Annotated in this window: 16 protein-coding genes, 1 tRNA gene, 1 pseudogene and 1 riboswitch; of the genes and pseudogenes, 2 read left to right on the top strand and 16 right to left on the bottom strand. The window is 55.6% G+C overall.

The window, feature by feature from the left end:
* Nucleotides 1–4: 4 nt before the first annotated feature.
* From CV945_RS04390 to CV945_RS04325, 14 genes and pseudogenes are all read right to left on the bottom strand, one after another.
* Nucleotides 5–652, bottom strand: a complete 648-nt coding sequence (locus CV945_RS04390) for a precorrin-8X methylmutase (protein ID WP_011231292.1) — start codon at nucleotides 650–652, stop codon at nucleotides 5–7.
* A 114-nt stretch (nucleotides 653–766) separates the two neighbouring features.
* Nucleotides 767–1,543 carry a precorrin-6A reductase gene (cobK, locus tag CV945_RS04385; protein WP_100659218.1) on the bottom strand — a complete coding sequence of 259 codons (777 nt, stop codon included), beginning with the start codon at nucleotides 1,541–1,543 and terminating at the stop codon, nucleotides 767–769.
* Nucleotides 1,544–1,558: 15 nt separating this feature from the next.
* Nucleotides 1,559–2,386, bottom strand: coding sequence for a sirohydrochlorin chelatase (locus CV945_RS04380; RefSeq protein ID WP_100659217.1), 828 nt, complete (start codon nucleotides 2,384–2,386; stop codon nucleotides 1,559–1,561).
* Between the two features lie 37 nt (nucleotides 2,387–2,423).
* Nucleotides 2,424–4,208 carry a precorrin-3B C(17)-methyltransferase gene (gene cobJ / locus CV945_RS04375; protein WP_100659216.1) on the bottom strand — a complete coding sequence of 595 codons (1,785 nt, stop codon included), beginning with the start codon at nucleotides 4,206–4,208 and terminating at the stop codon, nucleotides 2,424–2,426.
* A gap of 61 nt (nucleotides 4,209–4,269) precedes the next feature.
* Nucleotides 4,270–5,058: an energy-coupling factor ABC transporter ATP-binding protein gene (locus tag CV945_RS04370; protein WP_011231296.1), complete on the bottom strand. Its 789-nt coding sequence runs from the start codon at nucleotides 5,056–5,058 to the stop codon at nucleotides 4,270–4,272.
* 5 nt (nucleotides 5,059–5,063) lie between these two features.
* The gene (locus CV945_RS04365) at nucleotides 5,064–5,789 is read right to left on the bottom strand and encodes an energy-coupling factor transporter transmembrane component T family protein (RefSeq protein WP_011231297.1); all 726 of its coding nucleotides are present in this window, start codon (nucleotides 5,787–5,789) and stop codon (nucleotides 5,064–5,066) included.
* Entirely contained in the window at nucleotides 5,773–6,066 is a 294-nt protein-coding gene (locus tag CV945_RS04360; protein WP_011231298.1) for an energy-coupling factor ABC transporter substrate-binding protein, read from the bottom strand. The genes CV945_RS04365 and CV945_RS04360 overlap by 17 nt, the downstream gene beginning before the upstream one ends.
* Before the next feature lie 4 nt (nucleotides 6,067–6,070).
* Nucleotides 6,071–6,814, bottom strand: coding sequence for an energy-coupling factor ABC transporter permease (locus CV945_RS04355; protein ID WP_100659215.1), 744 nt, complete (start codon nucleotides 6,812–6,814; stop codon nucleotides 6,071–6,073).
* Complete coding sequence (locus CV945_RS04350; RefSeq protein ID WP_008880147.1) at nucleotides 6,815–7,213, bottom strand: (2Fe-2S) ferredoxin domain-containing protein; 399 nt, start codon at nucleotides 7,211–7,213, stop codon at nucleotides 6,815–6,817.
* Nucleotides 7,214–7,398: 185 nt separating this feature from the next.
* Nucleotides 7,399–7,590: riboswitch (cobalamin riboswitch) on the bottom strand.
* A gap of 60 nt (nucleotides 7,591–7,650) precedes the next feature.
* A pseudogene (locus tag CV945_RS04345) lies at nucleotides 7,651–7,791 on the bottom strand (RraA family protein); the annotation flags it as partial.
* Nucleotides 7,792–7,808: 17 nt separating this feature from the next.
* The gene (locus tag CV945_RS04340; RefSeq protein ID WP_008880146.1) at nucleotides 7,809–8,189 is read right to left on the bottom strand and encodes a retropepsin-like aspartic protease; all 381 of its coding nucleotides are present in this window, start codon (nucleotides 8,187–8,189) and stop codon (nucleotides 7,809–7,811) included.
* On the bottom strand, nucleotides 8,179–8,433 hold the full coding sequence (locus CV945_RS04335) for a hypothetical protein (protein ID WP_008880145.1): 255 nt from the start codon (nucleotides 8,431–8,433) through the stop codon (nucleotides 8,179–8,181). The genes CV945_RS04340 and CV945_RS04335 overlap by 11 nt, the downstream gene beginning before the upstream one ends.
* Nucleotides 8,434–8,484: 51 nt before the next feature.
* Nucleotides 8,485–8,970: a ribonuclease E activity regulator RraA gene (gene rraA / locus CV945_RS04330; RefSeq protein WP_100659214.1), complete on the bottom strand. Its 486-nt coding sequence runs from the start codon at nucleotides 8,968–8,970 to the stop codon at nucleotides 8,485–8,487.
* Nucleotides 8,971–9,227: 257 nt separating this feature from the next.
* Nucleotides 9,228–9,299: transfer RNA gene (locus CV945_RS04325), tRNA-Gln, on the bottom strand.
* A 177-nt stretch (nucleotides 9,300–9,476) separates the two neighbouring features.
* On the opposite strand from CV945_RS04325, the gene CV945_RS04320 reads away from it, so the two are divergent.
* Entirely contained in the window at nucleotides 9,477–10,358 is an 882-nt protein-coding gene (locus CV945_RS04320; RefSeq protein WP_198518481.1) for a glycerophosphodiester phosphodiesterase family protein, read from the top strand.
* Nucleotides 10,359–10,541: 183 nt separating this feature from the next.
* Here CV945_RS04320 and CV945_RS04315 read toward each other — a convergent pair whose 3' ends face one another.
* Together CV945_RS04315 and CV945_RS04310 are read right to left on the bottom strand one after the other, a co-directional pair.
* Nucleotides 10,542–12,698, bottom strand: a complete 2,157-nt coding sequence (locus tag CV945_RS04315) for a DNA topoisomerase III (protein ID WP_100659212.1) — start codon at nucleotides 12,696–12,698, stop codon at nucleotides 10,542–10,544.
* A 12-nt stretch (nucleotides 12,699–12,710) separates the two neighbouring features.
* On the bottom strand, nucleotides 12,711–13,601 hold the full coding sequence (locus CV945_RS04310; protein ID WP_100659211.1) for an aldo/keto reductase: 891 nt from the start codon (nucleotides 13,599–13,601) through the stop codon (nucleotides 12,711–12,713).
* An 89-nt stretch (nucleotides 13,602–13,690) separates the two neighbouring features.
* Between CV945_RS04310 and pepF the strand changes: the two genes are divergently transcribed.
* Nucleotides 13,691–15,547 (top strand): oligoendopeptidase F, encoded by a 1,857-nt coding sequence (gene pepF, locus CV945_RS04305; RefSeq protein ID WP_100659210.1) that lies wholly within the window; start codon nucleotides 13,691–13,693, stop codon nucleotides 15,545–15,547.
* Nucleotides 15,548–15,554: the final 7 nt, after the last annotated feature.

The raw sequence follows: 15,554 nt of genomic DNA, 5'->3' as shown, positions 1-15,554 counted from the left end.
TTCGTCACGCTCGCTCGGCAAGCAGCGATAACGCATTCAAAGCGGCGACCGTCACGGTGCTTCCTCCTTTGCGGCCGCGATTGGTGATGAACGGCACATCGAGCTTCGCCAATTCTTCTTTCGATTCCGCCGCCGAGACGAATCCGACCGGCAAGCCGATCACAAGCCCCGGCCGCGCTTCTCCTTCTTTGATGAGGCGAATGAGCTCCAATAACGCTGTCGGAGCGTTGCCGATGGCGAAAATGCCGCCTTCCGCTTCTTTCACCGCTTTGCGCATCGCCACGATCGCCCTCGTCGTATTCAGCCGTTTCGCTTCCGCGATCACGTCTTCATCAGAAATATAGACGCGCACCGCGCTGCCGAACTTCGCCAACCGCGCTTGATTGACGCCGGCTTGCACCATTTGCACATCGGCGACGACAAGCTTGCCGCTGCGGATGGCATCAATGCCTGAGCGAATCGCATCCGGGTGGAAAAGAAGACTTTTGCCAAGCTCAAAATCAGCCGATGCATGGATGACGCGCTGAACGATTCGATATTGTTCTTCCGTAAACGAATGCTCGCCGATCTCTTCATCAATGATTTGAAAACTTCGCGCTTCAATTTGTTCCGGCTGGACGGTGGCCGGACGAAACGTGGTATGAAACTCCATCTTTCACTCGCTCCTTTTTTCGCTTGATGTTCAGGGAACTCCCGCTAGCCAAATCTATTTTGTTTGACACTACGTGTGCGCTTTACCCAGCGGCATGGAGGAATGTCCATCCGTTTACGCCGTCGGAAGCGGGGCATGCTGCTTCAACGACTCAAGCACGCCGGCAAAATCGTGGTGCACGATGCCGTATGACAGCCGCGGGCGGCGGATGACGATGACCTCGATGCCGAGCTCCTCGGCGGCGGCGATTTTCTCATCCACAAACCCGACTTTGCCGCTTTCTTTCGTGACGACGACCGTGACGCCGAAATGACGGTACAGCGCCCGGTCGAGCTCTTGGGTAAACGGCCCCTGCATCATGACGATCTGCTCTTGCGAAAACCCAAGACGCTCGCATTTGTCCAAATTGTCTTTTCTCGGGAGCATCCGGGCGATCACCTTCACGTTTGGGCGATTGAGCAGTTTGGCGGCGAAAATGTCGAGCGTTTTGCTGCCGGTCGTCAGCATCACGACGCCGCCTTTTTCCGCCGCCAAGTCAGCCGCTTCTTCATAGCTGTCGACAAATGTCACCTTCTCGGATGAAAACGAAGACGCCTGCCGCTCGTAGCGAATGTAGGGCAACCCGGCGTCTGCTGCCGCTTGCATGGCGTTTTTTGACGCCTCTTCCGCAAATGGATGGCTCGCGTCGACAATCGCTTTGGCCCCCTCGGCTTTGGCCAGATCGGCAAGCTGGGACGCATCCAAGCGGCCGACATAGGCGCGAATGCCGGCCGATCGGAGCTGTTCGGCCGCGTGATCGGTGACGACCGTCGCGGTTACGTTATAGCCGGCTTGTTGGATCATCACCGCCAATTCGCGGGCATCGCTTGTTCCAGCTAACAATAAAATCATCGGACGCTTCCTCCTTCAATGATGGTGATGATGATGGTGATGATGGGCGGCGTGCAGCCGATATTGACAGACATCGCAATTCATCGCCACCGTTTGGCCGAGCACCTCGTTGAGGCGGTCAAGCACGATCTCCTCAAGCTTCGGATGAAATCCAAAATAGCCGGCAAGCGCAAACGAGATATGCGAGTGCTCAGCTTGGTATTGCGCCACTTGCTGCTCAAGCCGCTTAATCAGGATGCCGGTGAATAAAAAATACGGAAGAACAATGATCCGCCTAGCTCCGAGCATGAGACAGCGGCGAACGGCGTCATCAAGCGACGGCGTCGTCACCCCCATAAACGCCGGCTCGATGAACGCATAGCCCGTTTGTTCCCAAAACAAGCGGGCGATTTTATACAAGTCGCTGTTCGCGTCCGGGTCGCTCCCGCCGCGGCCGAGCAAAATGACCGCTGTGCCGTCGTCTGGCTCTTCCGGCCGCTCGCCGATTTCTTGCAGACGCTCGCGCAAAATCGCGAACGTCTGCTCATGAACGCCGATCGGCCGTCCATATCGAAACATGATGTGCGGATAGCGCGCTTTCGCCTCATCGATTTCCGCCGGGATGTGCAGCTTCGAATGCCCAGCCGGCAATAAAATGAGCGGAATGACCGCCACTTCCGCCGCTCCGGCCTCAACGCACCGCGCGATTCCTTCGCTGATCGACGGACGGCCAAACTCTAGAAAACTCGTTTCAACATGGAAAGAAGCAGAAAGACGCGGCCGCAGGCGGTCGACAAACTGCTGTACTTGCTCATTTCCTTCCGGGTCGCGGCTTCCATGGCCGACAAACAAAATGGCTCTCATATTCGCTCTCCTCTCTTTTATATCGCTCCATCCGAGGTTACTCACCGCATGCCGGCGTTTCGATCTTCGCCGCCGTCTTGGCCTCCTCGTACGAAAAGCGGCCGATTTGTTTCACGCGGGCAAAAAACTTATGAAATCGTTCGTTCGGATGAGCATGTTCTTTGTACTGTTCAATGATGTCCGCCACAATGGCCACCATCTCTTCCGGCGGGATGCCTTCCGCAACGAGCTGGCCAGGATGGGCGTTGCGGCCGACCGTTTTCCCGCCTAAAAACAAGTCAAATTTCCCTTTCCGGTACACAAGCCCGATGTCTTCGCGCACCGCGCCGTAGCATGCCATGCCGCAGCCGTTGATGCCAAGCTTCAACTCTTTCGGCAGCGCCATGCCCCCAAATCGCCGCGCCAATTCCTCGGCATATGGAATCGCGTCTTTTTTCTCTCCATCGCAAAAGTCGCATGCCTTCACCGTCAGCACATCACCAACCGGCATCACCATCAGTCCGACAGCAGCGAGCCGATCGACAAGCCCTTTTGGATCCTCTGTCACCCGCTCGATTTTGATATAATGATCCGGCGTGTACGTCATTTTCCCGTCCGGTCCGACCGCTTCGGCGAGCGCGATGAGCTGTTCCAGAGTGAACTGCTTGTTGGCCACCCCTGGGCTCACTGCCGCTTCGAACAGCACGGCGGACGCCTTCTTTGTCGTTCTTCTTTCCAATGCTGCAAGCGCGTCCTCCGCTGTTTCTCTCACCCGATGCAACAGAGCGGATGACGGCCGGTTTTCCGTTTGGACGAATGGCTCCTCCGGCAGCGGAAAAGCGGAAGCTGCCGGCGCCAATCCAGCTTCCTTCGCGGCCGCGTCCACAGCCGGCGGCAAAACCGCTACGGCGGCAAAACCGCGGTCTTTCTCGTCCCCGAAAGCGGAGGCAGCCGCGGCAAACGGCCGAAACGCTTCTCCGTTTTCTTCGTCCGGCTCTCTCAGCGGCTTCGTCTGGTCGAGCGCCCATGGCTCCGCCTCTTTGCGCAGCCGCTCATGCGGCTTGAGCGGCTGGACGGCGGCAGTCAACTGGTATTTGCGCTGGTAGCCGCGCGGCGTGATCATGAGCCCATCGTAAACAAAAGTCGTCGAGTTGCCGATAATGACCGTCGTCAACATGCCGATTTCATGGTCCAGCATATGCGCCAAGTCGGTGAGGACGATATGCTGACGCTCGCGATACGCGCTTTTTACCAGACCGACCGGGGTCTCCGGAGACCGGTGGCGAAGCAGGATGCGCTGCGCCTCCACAATCTGCCGAGTGCGCCGCCCGCTTTTCGGGTTGTACAGCGCGATGACAAAATCGGCCGCCGCCGCGGCGTCAATCCGCTTTTCAATCAGCTCCCACGGCGTCAAATGATCGCTCAAACTGATCGTACAGGCATCGTGCATAATCGGGGCGCCAAGCAGCGCCGCGCACGAATGAATCGCGGAAATGCCAGGGATGACTTCGACTTCAATCGGACTCGCTTTCGTCCACCCTTTTTCGATCAACACTTCATACACGAGCCCCGCCATGCCGTACAACCCGGCGTCGCCGCTGGAGATGACGGCAACCGTTTTGCCGCGCTCGGCCCACTTCACCGCCGCTTGGGCGCGGCTCACTTCTTCGGTCATGCCCGTGCTAATGATCTCTTTTCCAGCAATGAGATCGCGCACAAGTTCGATGTACGTTTTGTAGCCGATGATGACGTCGCTTTCTTCAATCGCTTCCCGAGCCCGTTTCGTCATATGGTCGACGCTTCCCGGGCCGAAGCCGACAATGAGCAATTTGCCGCTCATCATGATCCCTCCTTTTGCCGACTAGCACCCATTTTTCACACTCCATTCGCCGCTCATGTCCCTTTCACGGCGCAACACATCGGGGGACGATCTTTTCCTCTGGCCGCCATGCTTGCCAAAGCCGCACGAACAGCGGAACATCCAAGCGAATGTCCAACAGCCGCTGGCGGTCGGCGAATACGTCTTCGGGTGCCCCTTGCATCACGATCCGTCCTTCGTGCATGACCGCGACGACATCCGCCCACTGCCAGACGAAATCCATGTCATGGGTGGCGATCAACACAGTCGTCCCCGCCTGGTGAATGGCGTCAATTTGTTTGAGAAACTGCTTTGTCTGATGCTGATCCAAATAGGCGGTCGGTTCGTCCAATACGAGCAAGTCCGGCTTGGCCGCCATCGTACAGCAGAGCGTCAGCCATTTTTTCTGTCCGAGACTGAATTGATGGGTCGGGCGGTCCAGCCAAGATTGAAGGTGGTATTCCGCCGTAATCGCGGCAAGCGCCTCCCCCATTTTTTCTCGATCGATTCCGGCATGGACTAAGCTGATCGCCAATTCATCACGCACGAGCGGGGCGAGGATTTGATGCTCCGGGTTTTGAAAGACGATGCCGACTTCACGCCGCCATTGCGTCCAATCCGCTCCTCGTTCATACATGTTGCGCCCTTTCCAATACACCGCTCCTTCCTGCGCCCGCAGCAGCCCGTTCAAATGAAGAAACAACGTCGTTTTGCCGCAGCCGTTTGGCCCGATCAAGGCGCATTTTTTTCGCTCTGGAATTTCCCAATCAATCCCATTCAGCACATACCGTTCTGCTTGATAAGCGTATTTCACTCGTTCCATTCGCAGCAGCAACGTTTTCACCCTTTCCGCCATGCCCACCCAAGCAGCAAGGCCATGATGATGCCGGCCGCAACATCGACAAGAGGCACATGCGCTTTTTCCCGCTGATGCGTATGCCCAGCCGACGCGACGCCTCCACGCGCCGCAAGCGAACGGCTGAACGCTTCATACGACTGCCACGTTTTCATCCATAGTTGGTACATCAGCATCCCGCCATGCCGCCAATGCGTTCCCCCGCTGCGGGCCCGCAACGCCAGCATCAGCTCTGCGGCCGCCTGCTCGAGCAAAAAGATAAAGCGATACATAAGAAAGCAAAGTTCCACGAGCGCCGCCGGCAGCCGCATTCGCCTCAGCACCGCAATCAAGTCCGGCGCCGGCGTCGTAATGAGAAGGAAAAACAAGCACGACCAGGCGGCAAGGGAGCGGACGGCGAGCTTTGCAGCCGGCTGCAGCTGGCTGTCGATGAAAGTTATTTGAAAAGGAACCGACACGGACACAACGAGCGTCAGCAGGCTGAGCCCTAAAAAAACGGAGGCGGCGAGCATCGCTTTTCCATACACGGAAAACGGCACTCGTGCACGAGCGACAATCCAATACGCCATTCCGATGAGCACAAGCCATTGTTCGCGCCAGCCGCCCATCATGACAACGGCAAGCATAACAAACGCCACGATCAGCTTCCACTCCGCCCGCCATGCCCGCAGCCGGTTGTCATACGCCCAACGGTCAAACTCGCGAATCATGGCTGTTTTTCCGCTCCGAACGCCCTTTGTACAACCCGACGACGTAGCCGATCACGCCGGCGCCAAGCGCGGCTTGCAGCGAGAACAGAAGCGTTTCGACTTCGCCGCCTGGAGGGGTGAAGATCGACTCAAACCACGGCCGGTAATGCGGGTTGAGCGTTTGAATGGCTTTTTCCGCCTGATCGTCCGTTCCACCGAATTCCGATCCGCGCGCCCACCAAAGCGGAATGATGACAAGCAAAGCAGCCAGCAACACGAGCAAGCCATTTTTCTTCATCGCATTACGCCCCCTTTTCCTTTTGGAACAGCGGAGAAGCTTGATAGGAGGAAAGCCAGTTCCAGACGATTACCGTTATGATGCCTTCCGTCACCGCCAACGGCACTTGAGTAATGGCAAAAATGCCGGCGAATTTCAAAAACGAGGCGGTGACTCCCCCATCAGGAGACGGAAACGCCAGGGCAAGCTGCAGGGACGTCATGACATATGTAGCCAAATCAGACAAACAAGCGGCAAGAAACAAAGCCGCTCGATTGGATACCGCCCCTTTTCGGCACAGTTGATACACTCCGTACGCGACGAACGGGCCGACGATCGCCATTGACATCGCATTGGCCCCAAGCGTCGTCACTCCTCCGTGGGCAAGAAGCAGCGCTTGAAAGAGAAGAACGACTGTGCCGATCACCACCATCACCCATGGTCCAAACAAAACCGAGCCGAAGCCGATCCCGGTCGGATGCGAGCTGCTGCCGGTGACGGATGGAATTTTCAACGCCGACAATACAAATGTAAACGCGCCAGCTAACGCCATCAGAAGCTTATGTTCGGGGTGCTGCTTCGAAGCATGAACAAGCCTGCGCAGCCCAAACAAGAAAAACGGCAAAAACAGGATCCACCAAAACAGCGCCCATTTGACAGGCAAAAAACCTTCCATAATATGCATGGCATTTACTTCGTTTTCATTGGTGAGCCAAAAATATACAACGAATAAAGCCATCATCCCGCTCCATCGAACGGTTCTTTTCATTTATCTGCTTGCTCCTTTCTCGATATGCTCGTTTTTTCGTTTTCCACTTGCCGCCTCACGCTCGCCGATCGGCGTCAACACCAATTCCCCTTCATACTCATACGTCGCCCACTCCCGCAGCGGAACACCCTCACCCAAATGGACGCGCGCGACTTCTTTCGCCTTCTCTGGCGTCATCTGCCGGTACCAGACGCCGTCCGGGTAGACGATCATCACGCATGCGTCTTGGCAACGACCGTTGCAGCGCGTCCTTGTTGTATGGACAGCGTCGTCAAGCCCAAGGCGGGCGATTTCCTCGCGCACCGCGGTTGTCACGTCATCTCCGCCATGGCGGAGGCACGTCCCTCCGTTGCAAATGAGCACATGATGCTTCATTCCCCGCAAATCCCATGTCGCCACCGAATCCCCCCTTTTTGGCTAGAATGATAGAATTTAGACGCAGACAGACGGGCAGGTTTTCGACAAAAGAAAAAGCACCTCTACAGCAGAGGTGCAGAAAAATGTATACGAAAGCCGTAAACGGCCCAAACAGGGCCCCTAAAGCCGTCATTCTCCCGCACGTCTGCCTATAGTCCCGTAGGCATCCGTCCGATCCAAACAAGGCAGGTCTCCTGACTTAGGATCATCGCTTGGCGGCGTCTTCCCGAAGCATCCTTCAGTGACTTGTTGCCGCAAAGCTCCCCATCACAGTGGCGGGCACCGTGCCGGATTTTCACCGAGCTTCCCTTTTCACCCAAGCCCTAAGCGGGCTAGGCACCTTGTTTGTCTTACCGCCATATATGCGCTGTCATGGAACAAGCATCCGTTTTCATCGTAGTACAACCAATGCGTTGCCGTCAACCGTTTTTTGCCGACAAATCTTTGTTGGCGACGACAACGCCGTCCGCATCAGCGTACACGTACGCCCCTGGCTCCCAGCGGACGCCGCCAAACTCGAGCGCAACGTCGCGGGCGCCTTTTCCTTCTTTTTGGCATTTCGAGCGGGCGTTCCATTTCAACCAGAACGATACATCTCCAACTTGTCCAGGTCTAAGACAAATCCAGCGCCCAGCAATATATCCAATCCTAACAAACCGTTAATCCCCTCATAGTCCATCCCGCTAAAATCAATTTCATACTCTCTTAGCTGGAAAGAATCTAGCTGAATACAGTCTAATTTTTTTGTAAACGCGTACTCTTTCCCACCGATTCCGTAATAAGCCACAATACGATCGCCCGGCTCTACCCGCAAATGAATATCTTCTACTGCATTTTGAGAAATCACTGTTTTCGCCGCACCAGTATCAATCACCATATTATGAATCAACTTAGACCTTCCTTGATAAACGATTTCGATCGATGCAAACAGCAAGCCTTCACGATATTCAATCTGCATAATGAAATTTCCCTCTCAGGCCAATCGCTCCCCGAACTTTTAAAACAATCTCCTTGTGGCTAGTATGATAAACAAGCTGATTCCCTTTCGATTGCAGCAACTCACGAGTTGCATCCTTGTCCGAAACCGTTCCGATAACAGCCACCTCTTCAATGATTTCTTGATCTCCCTCTAAATGGGACTTTAATACTTGTAATTTCACAAATTGATTTGGATACAATGAACGCACTTCCTGCCATTCCATCTCCATCGCCTCAACCTGTTCGTTGTATTGAACGAGACTCGACCGCAGCCGTCAACCATTTTTCGCCAACAAATCTTTGTTGGCGACGACAACGCCGTCCGCATCAGCGTACACGTACGCCCCTGGCTCCCAGCGGACGCCGCCAAACTCGAGCGCAACGTCGCGTGAGCCTTTTCCCTCTTTTTTGCTTTTCACCGGGCATGTGCCGATCGCCATCACGCCAATCGGCATGGCGCCAATTTCCGCTGAATCGCGGATGCAGCCGTGGATGATGACGCCAGCAAGCCCCCTCTCGCAAGCGATTTGCGCCAGCCGGTCGCCTAATAGCGCGACGCGGCGCGAGCCTTTTCCATCGACCACGAGCACCGTCCCCGGCGGCACCGTCTCCAGCGCTTCTCGGACAAGGACGTTGTCTTCAAACACATCGACCGTCGCGATCGGCCCGGAAAACATCCGTTTTCCGCCGTACGATTGGAACGGCAACTCGCATACTTGCAACTCGTCTAAAAATTGATCGCATAAATCGGCTGTTTTCATTGTCGCTCTCCCCTTTCATGTTTTGCATTCGCCGTCATTCGCCAAAATCCTTCTGCCTCAGCAGTTTTTTGTCGACGATCTTTCATTCGAACGACTGACACGAACGCGGCGATGTGAACCAAACCATTGTGTGGCCGTCAATCGCTTCGATGTATTCCACCGATCGCATTGAAACCATAAAAAACGGCCCCGCGCCGATATATAGCGGAGACCGTTTTCACCGGCTCAAAGCCCCTCCGGTTTGACCAGACGTTCAGCTGGGCTAGCTGGATTCGAACCAGCGCATCACGGAGTCAAAGTCCGTTGCCTTACCGCTTGGCTATAGCCCAACGTTTTGTTGTCGTTTACAGTATGCGGCATGATAACGCACTTTATGCATCAAACTGAATATCCCTTTGCTTGATGTGCGACACTATCGGTACAAGCATCCTTTTCCCACTATATCACCTCGTTTTTCCCTCGCACTTGTTTTCCCGATATGATATACTGAAAGGGGAGAGATGTATATGCGCCGGATCACGGTTTTTCGCTCCTATCTTTGCGCATTGTTTTTGTTATCGTTGCCGATCGTCTTAGCGGCCGCGGCTGCCTGGCAGCCACCCAGCCAGCCGAAAACCGCCGTCATCGCCCACCGCGGCGCGTCCGGACACGCGCCGGAGCATACGCTCTCATCCTACCGCCTCGCCGCCCTCATGAATGCCGATTATATCGAAGTCGATGTGCGCGCAACGAAAGACGGGAAGCTCGTTGCCCTGCATGATGCGACGCTCGCCCGGACGACAAATGCCGAAACGGTTTACCCGCACCGGTCGCCATGGCGGGTCAGCGATTTTTCATTGCGTGAGCTCAAAAAATTGGATGCCGGGTCGTGGTTTCATCCACGCTTTGCCGGCGAGCGCATCCCGACGCTTGATGAGGTGATTCAGATGCTGAAAGCGGAGCGTGTGGAAGCCCCGTTGTACATCGAAACGAAACAGCCCGGCATCGAACGGGCGGTCGTCCATCTATTGAAAAAACACGGTTTCCTGCAACAGCGCCGCGTCATGTTTCAATCGTTCCATCCAGAAAGTTTGCAGGCGCTCCGCCCGCTCATCCCGCGCGGCGTCCCGCTCATTCAATTGGTCGGCGAAAAGGAAGCGCGAAGTGGCCGCGACGAGCTGTTGCAACAAATCGCCGTCTATGCCGATGGCATCGGCTTGCCGCTCTCAGCCGTCACCGAAGAGTGGGTGCGCGCCGCCCATGGCCGCGGGCTCATGGTTCACGTCTATACCGTCAATGAACCACACGATCTCGCTCGCCTATGCGCCATGGGCGTGGACGGTGTGTTCACCGATTATCCAGACCGCCCTGGCCGCATTGCCGCCTGCCGTCGTTTGCCCCGTCATTGACCCGCCTTCAGGGAGCCAGGGGGAGCTTATTGTTTGCATAATGTTATTATGGTTAATAAAAACGAAAATCGTTCCCATTTGACCCGATTCGGTTCATCATTTGAGAAAAAGGAGGCCAGATCGGCGGGCCGCCATCGGTCCGCCTTTTCGCCAAGCGCTCCATCCTTTCCTCCCCCGCCCTTGTCACCGCTTCGGAAACTGAAACGATAATTTCTTCTCGTTTTCATCCCAGACAAGGATGGCGTCAAACGTTTTTTCGCCTTTTTTGAATCCTTTGATGACATTCGTTTTTCCTTGAGAAAGCAGTTTTTTCACATTGGCCGCCGAAATCGATTTGCCGAGAATGCGTTTGGAAATCGTAAACGAGCATTTTGTTTTCGCGTACTGGTCGCAACCGTACAACGTTCCTTTGTCGACGACGGTCCCGCCGCAAAGCGGGCACGGTCCAAGCTTCTCGCCCATCGTTTTTTTCTTCCTTGTCCGCTGGATCGAGGCGGTGTCAACCCCTCTGAAATTCCAATTCGGCGCGGCGGCGATGGCGTCAGCGACCACTTTTTGCGCCAACTTTTTCACCTGTTCCATAAAGGCGGCGGGCGAGGCGCTCCCTTCGCCGATTTCGCTTAAGCGCTGCTCCCATTTCGCCGTCATTTCCGGCGAGGCGAGGATCGTGCCGCCAAGCGCCTCGATCAACACTTTCGCCTTGTCGGTCGCGTACACGAGGTTCTTTTTCACTTCAATATACTTCCGCTCTTTCAGCATGGTAATGATCGCCGCCCTTGTTGCTTCCGTGCCGAGCCCTTCCGTTTTGGCGAGCACTTTTTCCAGTTCCTCATCGTCCAAAAATTTTCCCGCCGTTTTCATCAAGGTGATGAGTTCGCCTTCTGTATACCGTTTCGGCGGCTCGGTCTTCCCTTCTTTCACCTTGACAGCGGCCGCTTTCCCCGCCTCCCCTCGCTCAAGGGGAGGCAGCGCAGCATCTTTCTCCTCCTCATGCGGGCGGATGACCGCGCGCCATCCTTCCTCGACGACTTGTCTTCCTTTCGAAACGAAGCGAGCCCGGCCGTCAACGAGCGTCGTGACGGTCGTATAATCGATGACCGCCGCCTGGTGGTGGGCGGCAATTAGGCGGCGGACGACCAAATCGTACACCTTCCGTTCGTCGGCTGACAGCTTCTCGGGATCCACCACTTGCTCGGTCGGGATAATGGCGTAATGGTCCGTCACCTTTTTCTCGTTTACATAACGTTTATTTTGTAAAATCGACGGCTGCGGCAACGGAAAATACGAAGCGTACGCCGGAAACGAGGACAGCTTTTGCAAAATGGCAGGGAACGTTTCCGCTTCCCCTTTCGTCACATGCATCGAATCGGAACGAGGATACGAAACGATCCCTTTTTGGTAGAGTGACTGCAGCACATCAAGCGTCTTTTTCGGCGAGAAGCGATACAACTTGTTCGCTGTCGCTTGCAGCGTCGATAAGTTGAACAACAGCGGCGGCTGATACGTTTTCCGCTCCGTGTGGACGTCGGCGACTTCCGCCCGTTTTCCTTGGCAAAAGGCAGCGATCTTTTTCGCCATCTCCTCGTCCCCAAGACGCGTTTGGCCGTTTTTATCCGTCCATTTTCCTTCATAACGCTTGTCGCCAATGACAAACGAGGCGACGACTTCCCAAAACGGTTCAGGGCGGAACTGCTCAATTTCCCGCTCACGCCGGACGATCAGCGCCAATGTCGGCGTCTGCACGCGCCCGACGGAAAACACATCATTCATCCCGCGCTCCTTCAGCAAGAGGCTGTACACGCGCGAGGCGTTCATGCCGACGAGCCAATCCGCGCAGGCGCGAGCGTACGCTTCCTCATAGAGCGGGCGCGTCGTCCGTTCATCAAGCAGGCGGCGGAACCCTTCCTCGATCGCCTTCGGGGTCAAGGACGACAGCCAAAGCCGCTTCATCGGCTTGTTCACGCCGCTTAGGCGGATGAGGTTGCGCACAATGAGCTCCCCTTCGCGCCCCGCGTCGCCGGCGTGAATGATTTCCGTCACTTCCGGCTTTCGCAGCAATTCTTTCACAACCTTGAACTGTTTCGCCTTCGCTTTTTCGATCTCATACTCAAACCGTTCCGGGATGATCGGCAACGTGCCGAGCGTCCACCGCTTCCACTCCGGCCGATACCGCTCCGGCGGGGCGAGCTGGAACAAATGCCCGATCGCCCATGTCATATACGCCCCGTCGGGAAACAAGTCATTCGGCAAAATTTCGATATAGCCTTGCCGTTTTTTCGTCCGAAAAATCGAGGCGAGCGTCGCCCCTTGGTCCGGCTTTTCCGCGATAATGACCTTCATCGTCCTCTCCCCTTACGGCACATCATGCCCCATGGAGCTTTGTAAGATAGCGAACCATTGCTCGCGGGAAAGCGGAAGCGACAACGCCCGCACCGCCCGCTCGATGCGTTCTTGTTTCCCCGAGCCGACAATCGGCATCATCCGCGCTGGATGAACGAGAAGCCACGCGTACAACACTTCGTCGATCGTCTCAGCGCCCACCTCACCCCGCACTTGTTCAAGCGTCCCGCGCAACCGCACCGCCCGGTCATCGTCAGCGGAAAAAATCGCCCCGCCGGTGAGCGGCGACCATACCATTGGCGGAATGCGCTTCTCAAGGCAAAGGTCAACGGTGCCGTCTTCAAGATTTTCCAACCGATACGCCGATACTTCGATTTGGTTGGTCACGAGCGGAAACGGCAAATACGACTGAAGCATTTCCCACTGCGAACGTTTAAAGTTGGAAACGCCAAAATAGCGCACTTTTCCATCCTGCTTGAGTTGGAGAAACGCCTCGGCCACCTCTTCCGGGTTCATAAACGGATCCGGGCGGTGGATAAGCAATACATCAATATAATCGGTATGGAAGTGTCGAAGGGATTGCTCAACCGAAGCGATGATATGATTTTTGCTTGTATCATATAATTTCATCCCGTATTTTGGCGGCCGCTTGATGCCGCATTTCGTCACGATCTCGATCTGACCGCGCAAGCTTGGCTTTAACGCCAGTGCTTCGCCAAAGCGCGATTCACACGTGTAGTCGCCGTAAATATCAGCATGGTCAAACGTCGTAATGCCGCGCTCAAGACAAAATTCAATGAGCCCGAGCAGCTGCTCGCGCGAATAGCCCCAGTCCGCAAGCCGCGAACAGCCGTGAATGAGGCGGGAAAACGTCAAATCGTCCGCCAACCGAATTCGTTCCATTGATTGTCTCCCTTTCTTTATTTTTGGCTAAAATCGTTCCGCTTGCGCATACTACCAACAAGAGGAAAAAACGGAAAGGACGTGATGATATGAAGCGCTGGCTTCTTGGGCTCGCCGCCGTGCTTCTTTTCGCCTCCCCATGGCCGACATCAGCCGCCGAAACCGCATACGAATGGAACCTAGCCGACATTTATCCATCCGAAGCCGAGTGGATGCACGACTACAAGGCGGTGCAAAACGCCTTGCCGAAACTGGCGGCGTTTGAAGGAAAACTCGATAATGCAAAGACGATCGCCAAACTGTTCGCCCTAAACGAACAAACAGCCCGCAAGCTCGAAAAACTGTCGCTTTACACCCATTTAAAACGCGATATCAACATTGAAGATGAAACGGCGGCCCGGCTTGGGGCAAAAGTGGAAGCGCTCGCCGCCCAATATGCGGCGAAAACAGCGTTTATCGAGCCGGAACTGCTCGCCCTACCCGAGCGGACGCTCAGGAAGCTCCAAACGAGCAAAGAGCTGAAAGCGTACCGCTATTACTTCCATGAGTTGCGCGAGCAAAAGCCGCATACGCTTACGAAACGCGAAGAACGGCTGCTCGCGAAACTATCGCCGGCGCTCGGCGAGGCGGAGAACATTTATGACCACGCCGCCCGCGGCGATTACGAGCCGCCGTCTGTCACGATGCCGAATGGAAAAACAGTGACATTGACCGACGACCAATACGCCGCCATGCTCGAGCACCCGGACCGCCGCTATCGAAAGGCGGCGTTTGAAGCGAAAGCCAAAAGTTATGAAGCCATGGAACAAACCGCAGCCGCGACGCTGTATGCCTCGGTCAAAGCGGATGAATTGTATGCGAACGTGCGCCGCTATCCATCCGGCCTGGCCGCCGCGCTGGCCGCCGACGATGTCCCGAAGGAAGTGTTCGACAACTTAATCGCCGCCACCCGCCGCCATTTGCCGGCGCTGCACCGCTATATCGAATTGCGGCGGCTCGCGCTCGGGCTTGACCGCGTTCACAGCTATGATTTGTACGTGCCGCTTGTCGGCGAAACGGCGAAATCGATCCCAGTTGAAACAGCGAAAACGTTCATTGTCGAAGGGCTCAAGCCGCTCGGCGCCGACTATATCAAACAGGTGCACCGAGCGTTTCAAGAGCGATGGCTTGATGTCTTCCCGCGCCCGAAAAAATATACCGGCGGCTACAACACGGGAGCGTATGACACCCATCCGTTCATCTTGCTCAATTACAACGGTTCGCTTGATGGCGTATTGACGATGGCCCACGAGCTTGGGCACGCCATGCATTCCGTCTACACGAACCGCGCGCAGCCGTACCATTATGCCGGCCATTCGATTTTCACCGCCGAAGTCGCCTCGACCGCAAACGAATGGCTCATGCTCGATTATTTATACAAACAGGCAAAAACAAAAGAAGAAAAACTCCGCCTGCTCGTCGAACAAATCGAGCAAATCCGCGGCACGTTGTACACGCAAGTGATGTATTCCGAATTCGAGAAGATGATTCATGACAAGGTGCGCCAAGGCGGCAGCTTGACGGCGGACGAACTGAACCAGCTTTGGCTTGGCCTGCTGAAAACGTATTATGGCCCGGCGTACGCCGCCGATCCCGGCGCCGCGCGCGGCTGGCTGCGCATTCCGCATTTTTATGACGCCTTTTATGTATACAAATATGCCACTTCGCTCGCCGCATCGTACACCATTGTGAGCGGCATTCAAACCGATGCAAGCGGCAAGGCGGTGAAGCGGTACAAACAATTTTTGCGCTCCGGCGCATCCGATGACCCGATCCGTCTGCTCAAACGTGCCGGAGTAGATATGACAAGCCCCGAACCGATCGAGCGGGTCTTAGATCATTTCGCCGAACTCGTTGACGAACTCGATCGGCAGCTGTCAAGCCAAAACCGTCAGCGGTCTACATGAAAGAGGT

It is taken from the genome of Geobacillus sp. Manikaran-105, from assembly GCF_002809955.1.
GTDB lineage: Bacteria > Bacillota > Bacilli > Bacillales > Anoxybacillaceae > Geobacillus > Geobacillus thermophilus.
This window is presented reverse-complemented; position numbering and strand designations above follow the sequence as displayed.

Excerpts from the sequence above, each read along its gene's own strand:
- CV945_RS04390 (WP_011231292.1), bottom strand. The coding sequence starts at position 652 with ATGGAGTTTCATACCACGTTTCGTCCGGCCACCGTCCAGCCGGAACAA.
- cobK (WP_100659218.1), bottom strand. The coding sequence starts at position 1,543 with ATGATTTTATTGTTAGCTGGAACAAGCGATGCCCGCGAATTGGCGGTG.
- CV945_RS04380 (WP_100659217.1), bottom strand. The coding sequence starts at position 2,386 with ATGAGAGCCATTTTGTTTGTCGGCCATGGAAGCCGCGACCCGGAAGGA.
- cobJ (WP_100659216.1), bottom strand. The coding sequence starts at position 4,208 with ATGATGAGCGGCAAATTGCTCATTGTCGGCTTCGGCCCGGGAAGCGTC.
- CV945_RS04365 (WP_011231297.1), bottom strand. The coding sequence starts at position 5,789 with ATGATTCGCGAGTTTGACCGTTGGGCGTATGACAACCGGCTGCGGGCA.
- CV945_RS04360 (WP_011231298.1), bottom strand. The coding sequence starts at position 6,066 with ATGAAGAAAAATGGCTTGCTCGTGTTGCTGGCTGCTTTGCTTGTCATC.
- CV945_RS04355 (WP_100659215.1), bottom strand. The coding sequence starts at position 6,814 with ATGAAAAGAACCGTTCGATGGAGCGGGATGATGGCTTTATTCGTTGTA.
- CV945_RS04340 (WP_008880146.1), bottom strand. The coding sequence starts at position 8,189 with ATGCAGATTGAATATCGTGAAGGCTTGCTGTTTGCATCGATCGAAATC.
- CV945_RS04335 (WP_008880145.1), bottom strand. The coding sequence starts at position 8,433 with ATGGAATGGCAGGAAGTGCGTTCATTGTATCCAAATCAATTTGTGAAA.
- rraA (WP_100659214.1), bottom strand. The coding sequence starts at position 8,970 with ATGAAAACAGCCGATTTATGCGATCAATTTTTAGACGAGTTGCAAGTA.
- CV945_RS04320 (WP_198518481.1), top strand. The coding sequence starts at position 9,477 with ATGCGCCGGATCACGGTTTTTCGCTCCTATCTTTGCGCATTGTTTTTG.
- CV945_RS04315 (WP_100659212.1), bottom strand. The coding sequence starts at position 12,698 with ATGAAGGTCATTATCGCGGAAAAGCCGGACCAAGGGGCGACGCTCGCC.
- CV945_RS04310 (WP_100659211.1), bottom strand. The coding sequence starts at position 13,601 with ATGGAACGAATTCGGTTGGCGGACGATTTGACGTTTTCCCGCCTCATT.
- pepF (WP_100659210.1), top strand. The coding sequence starts at position 13,691 with ATGAAGCGCTGGCTTCTTGGGCTCGCCGCCGTGCTTCTTTTCGCCTCC.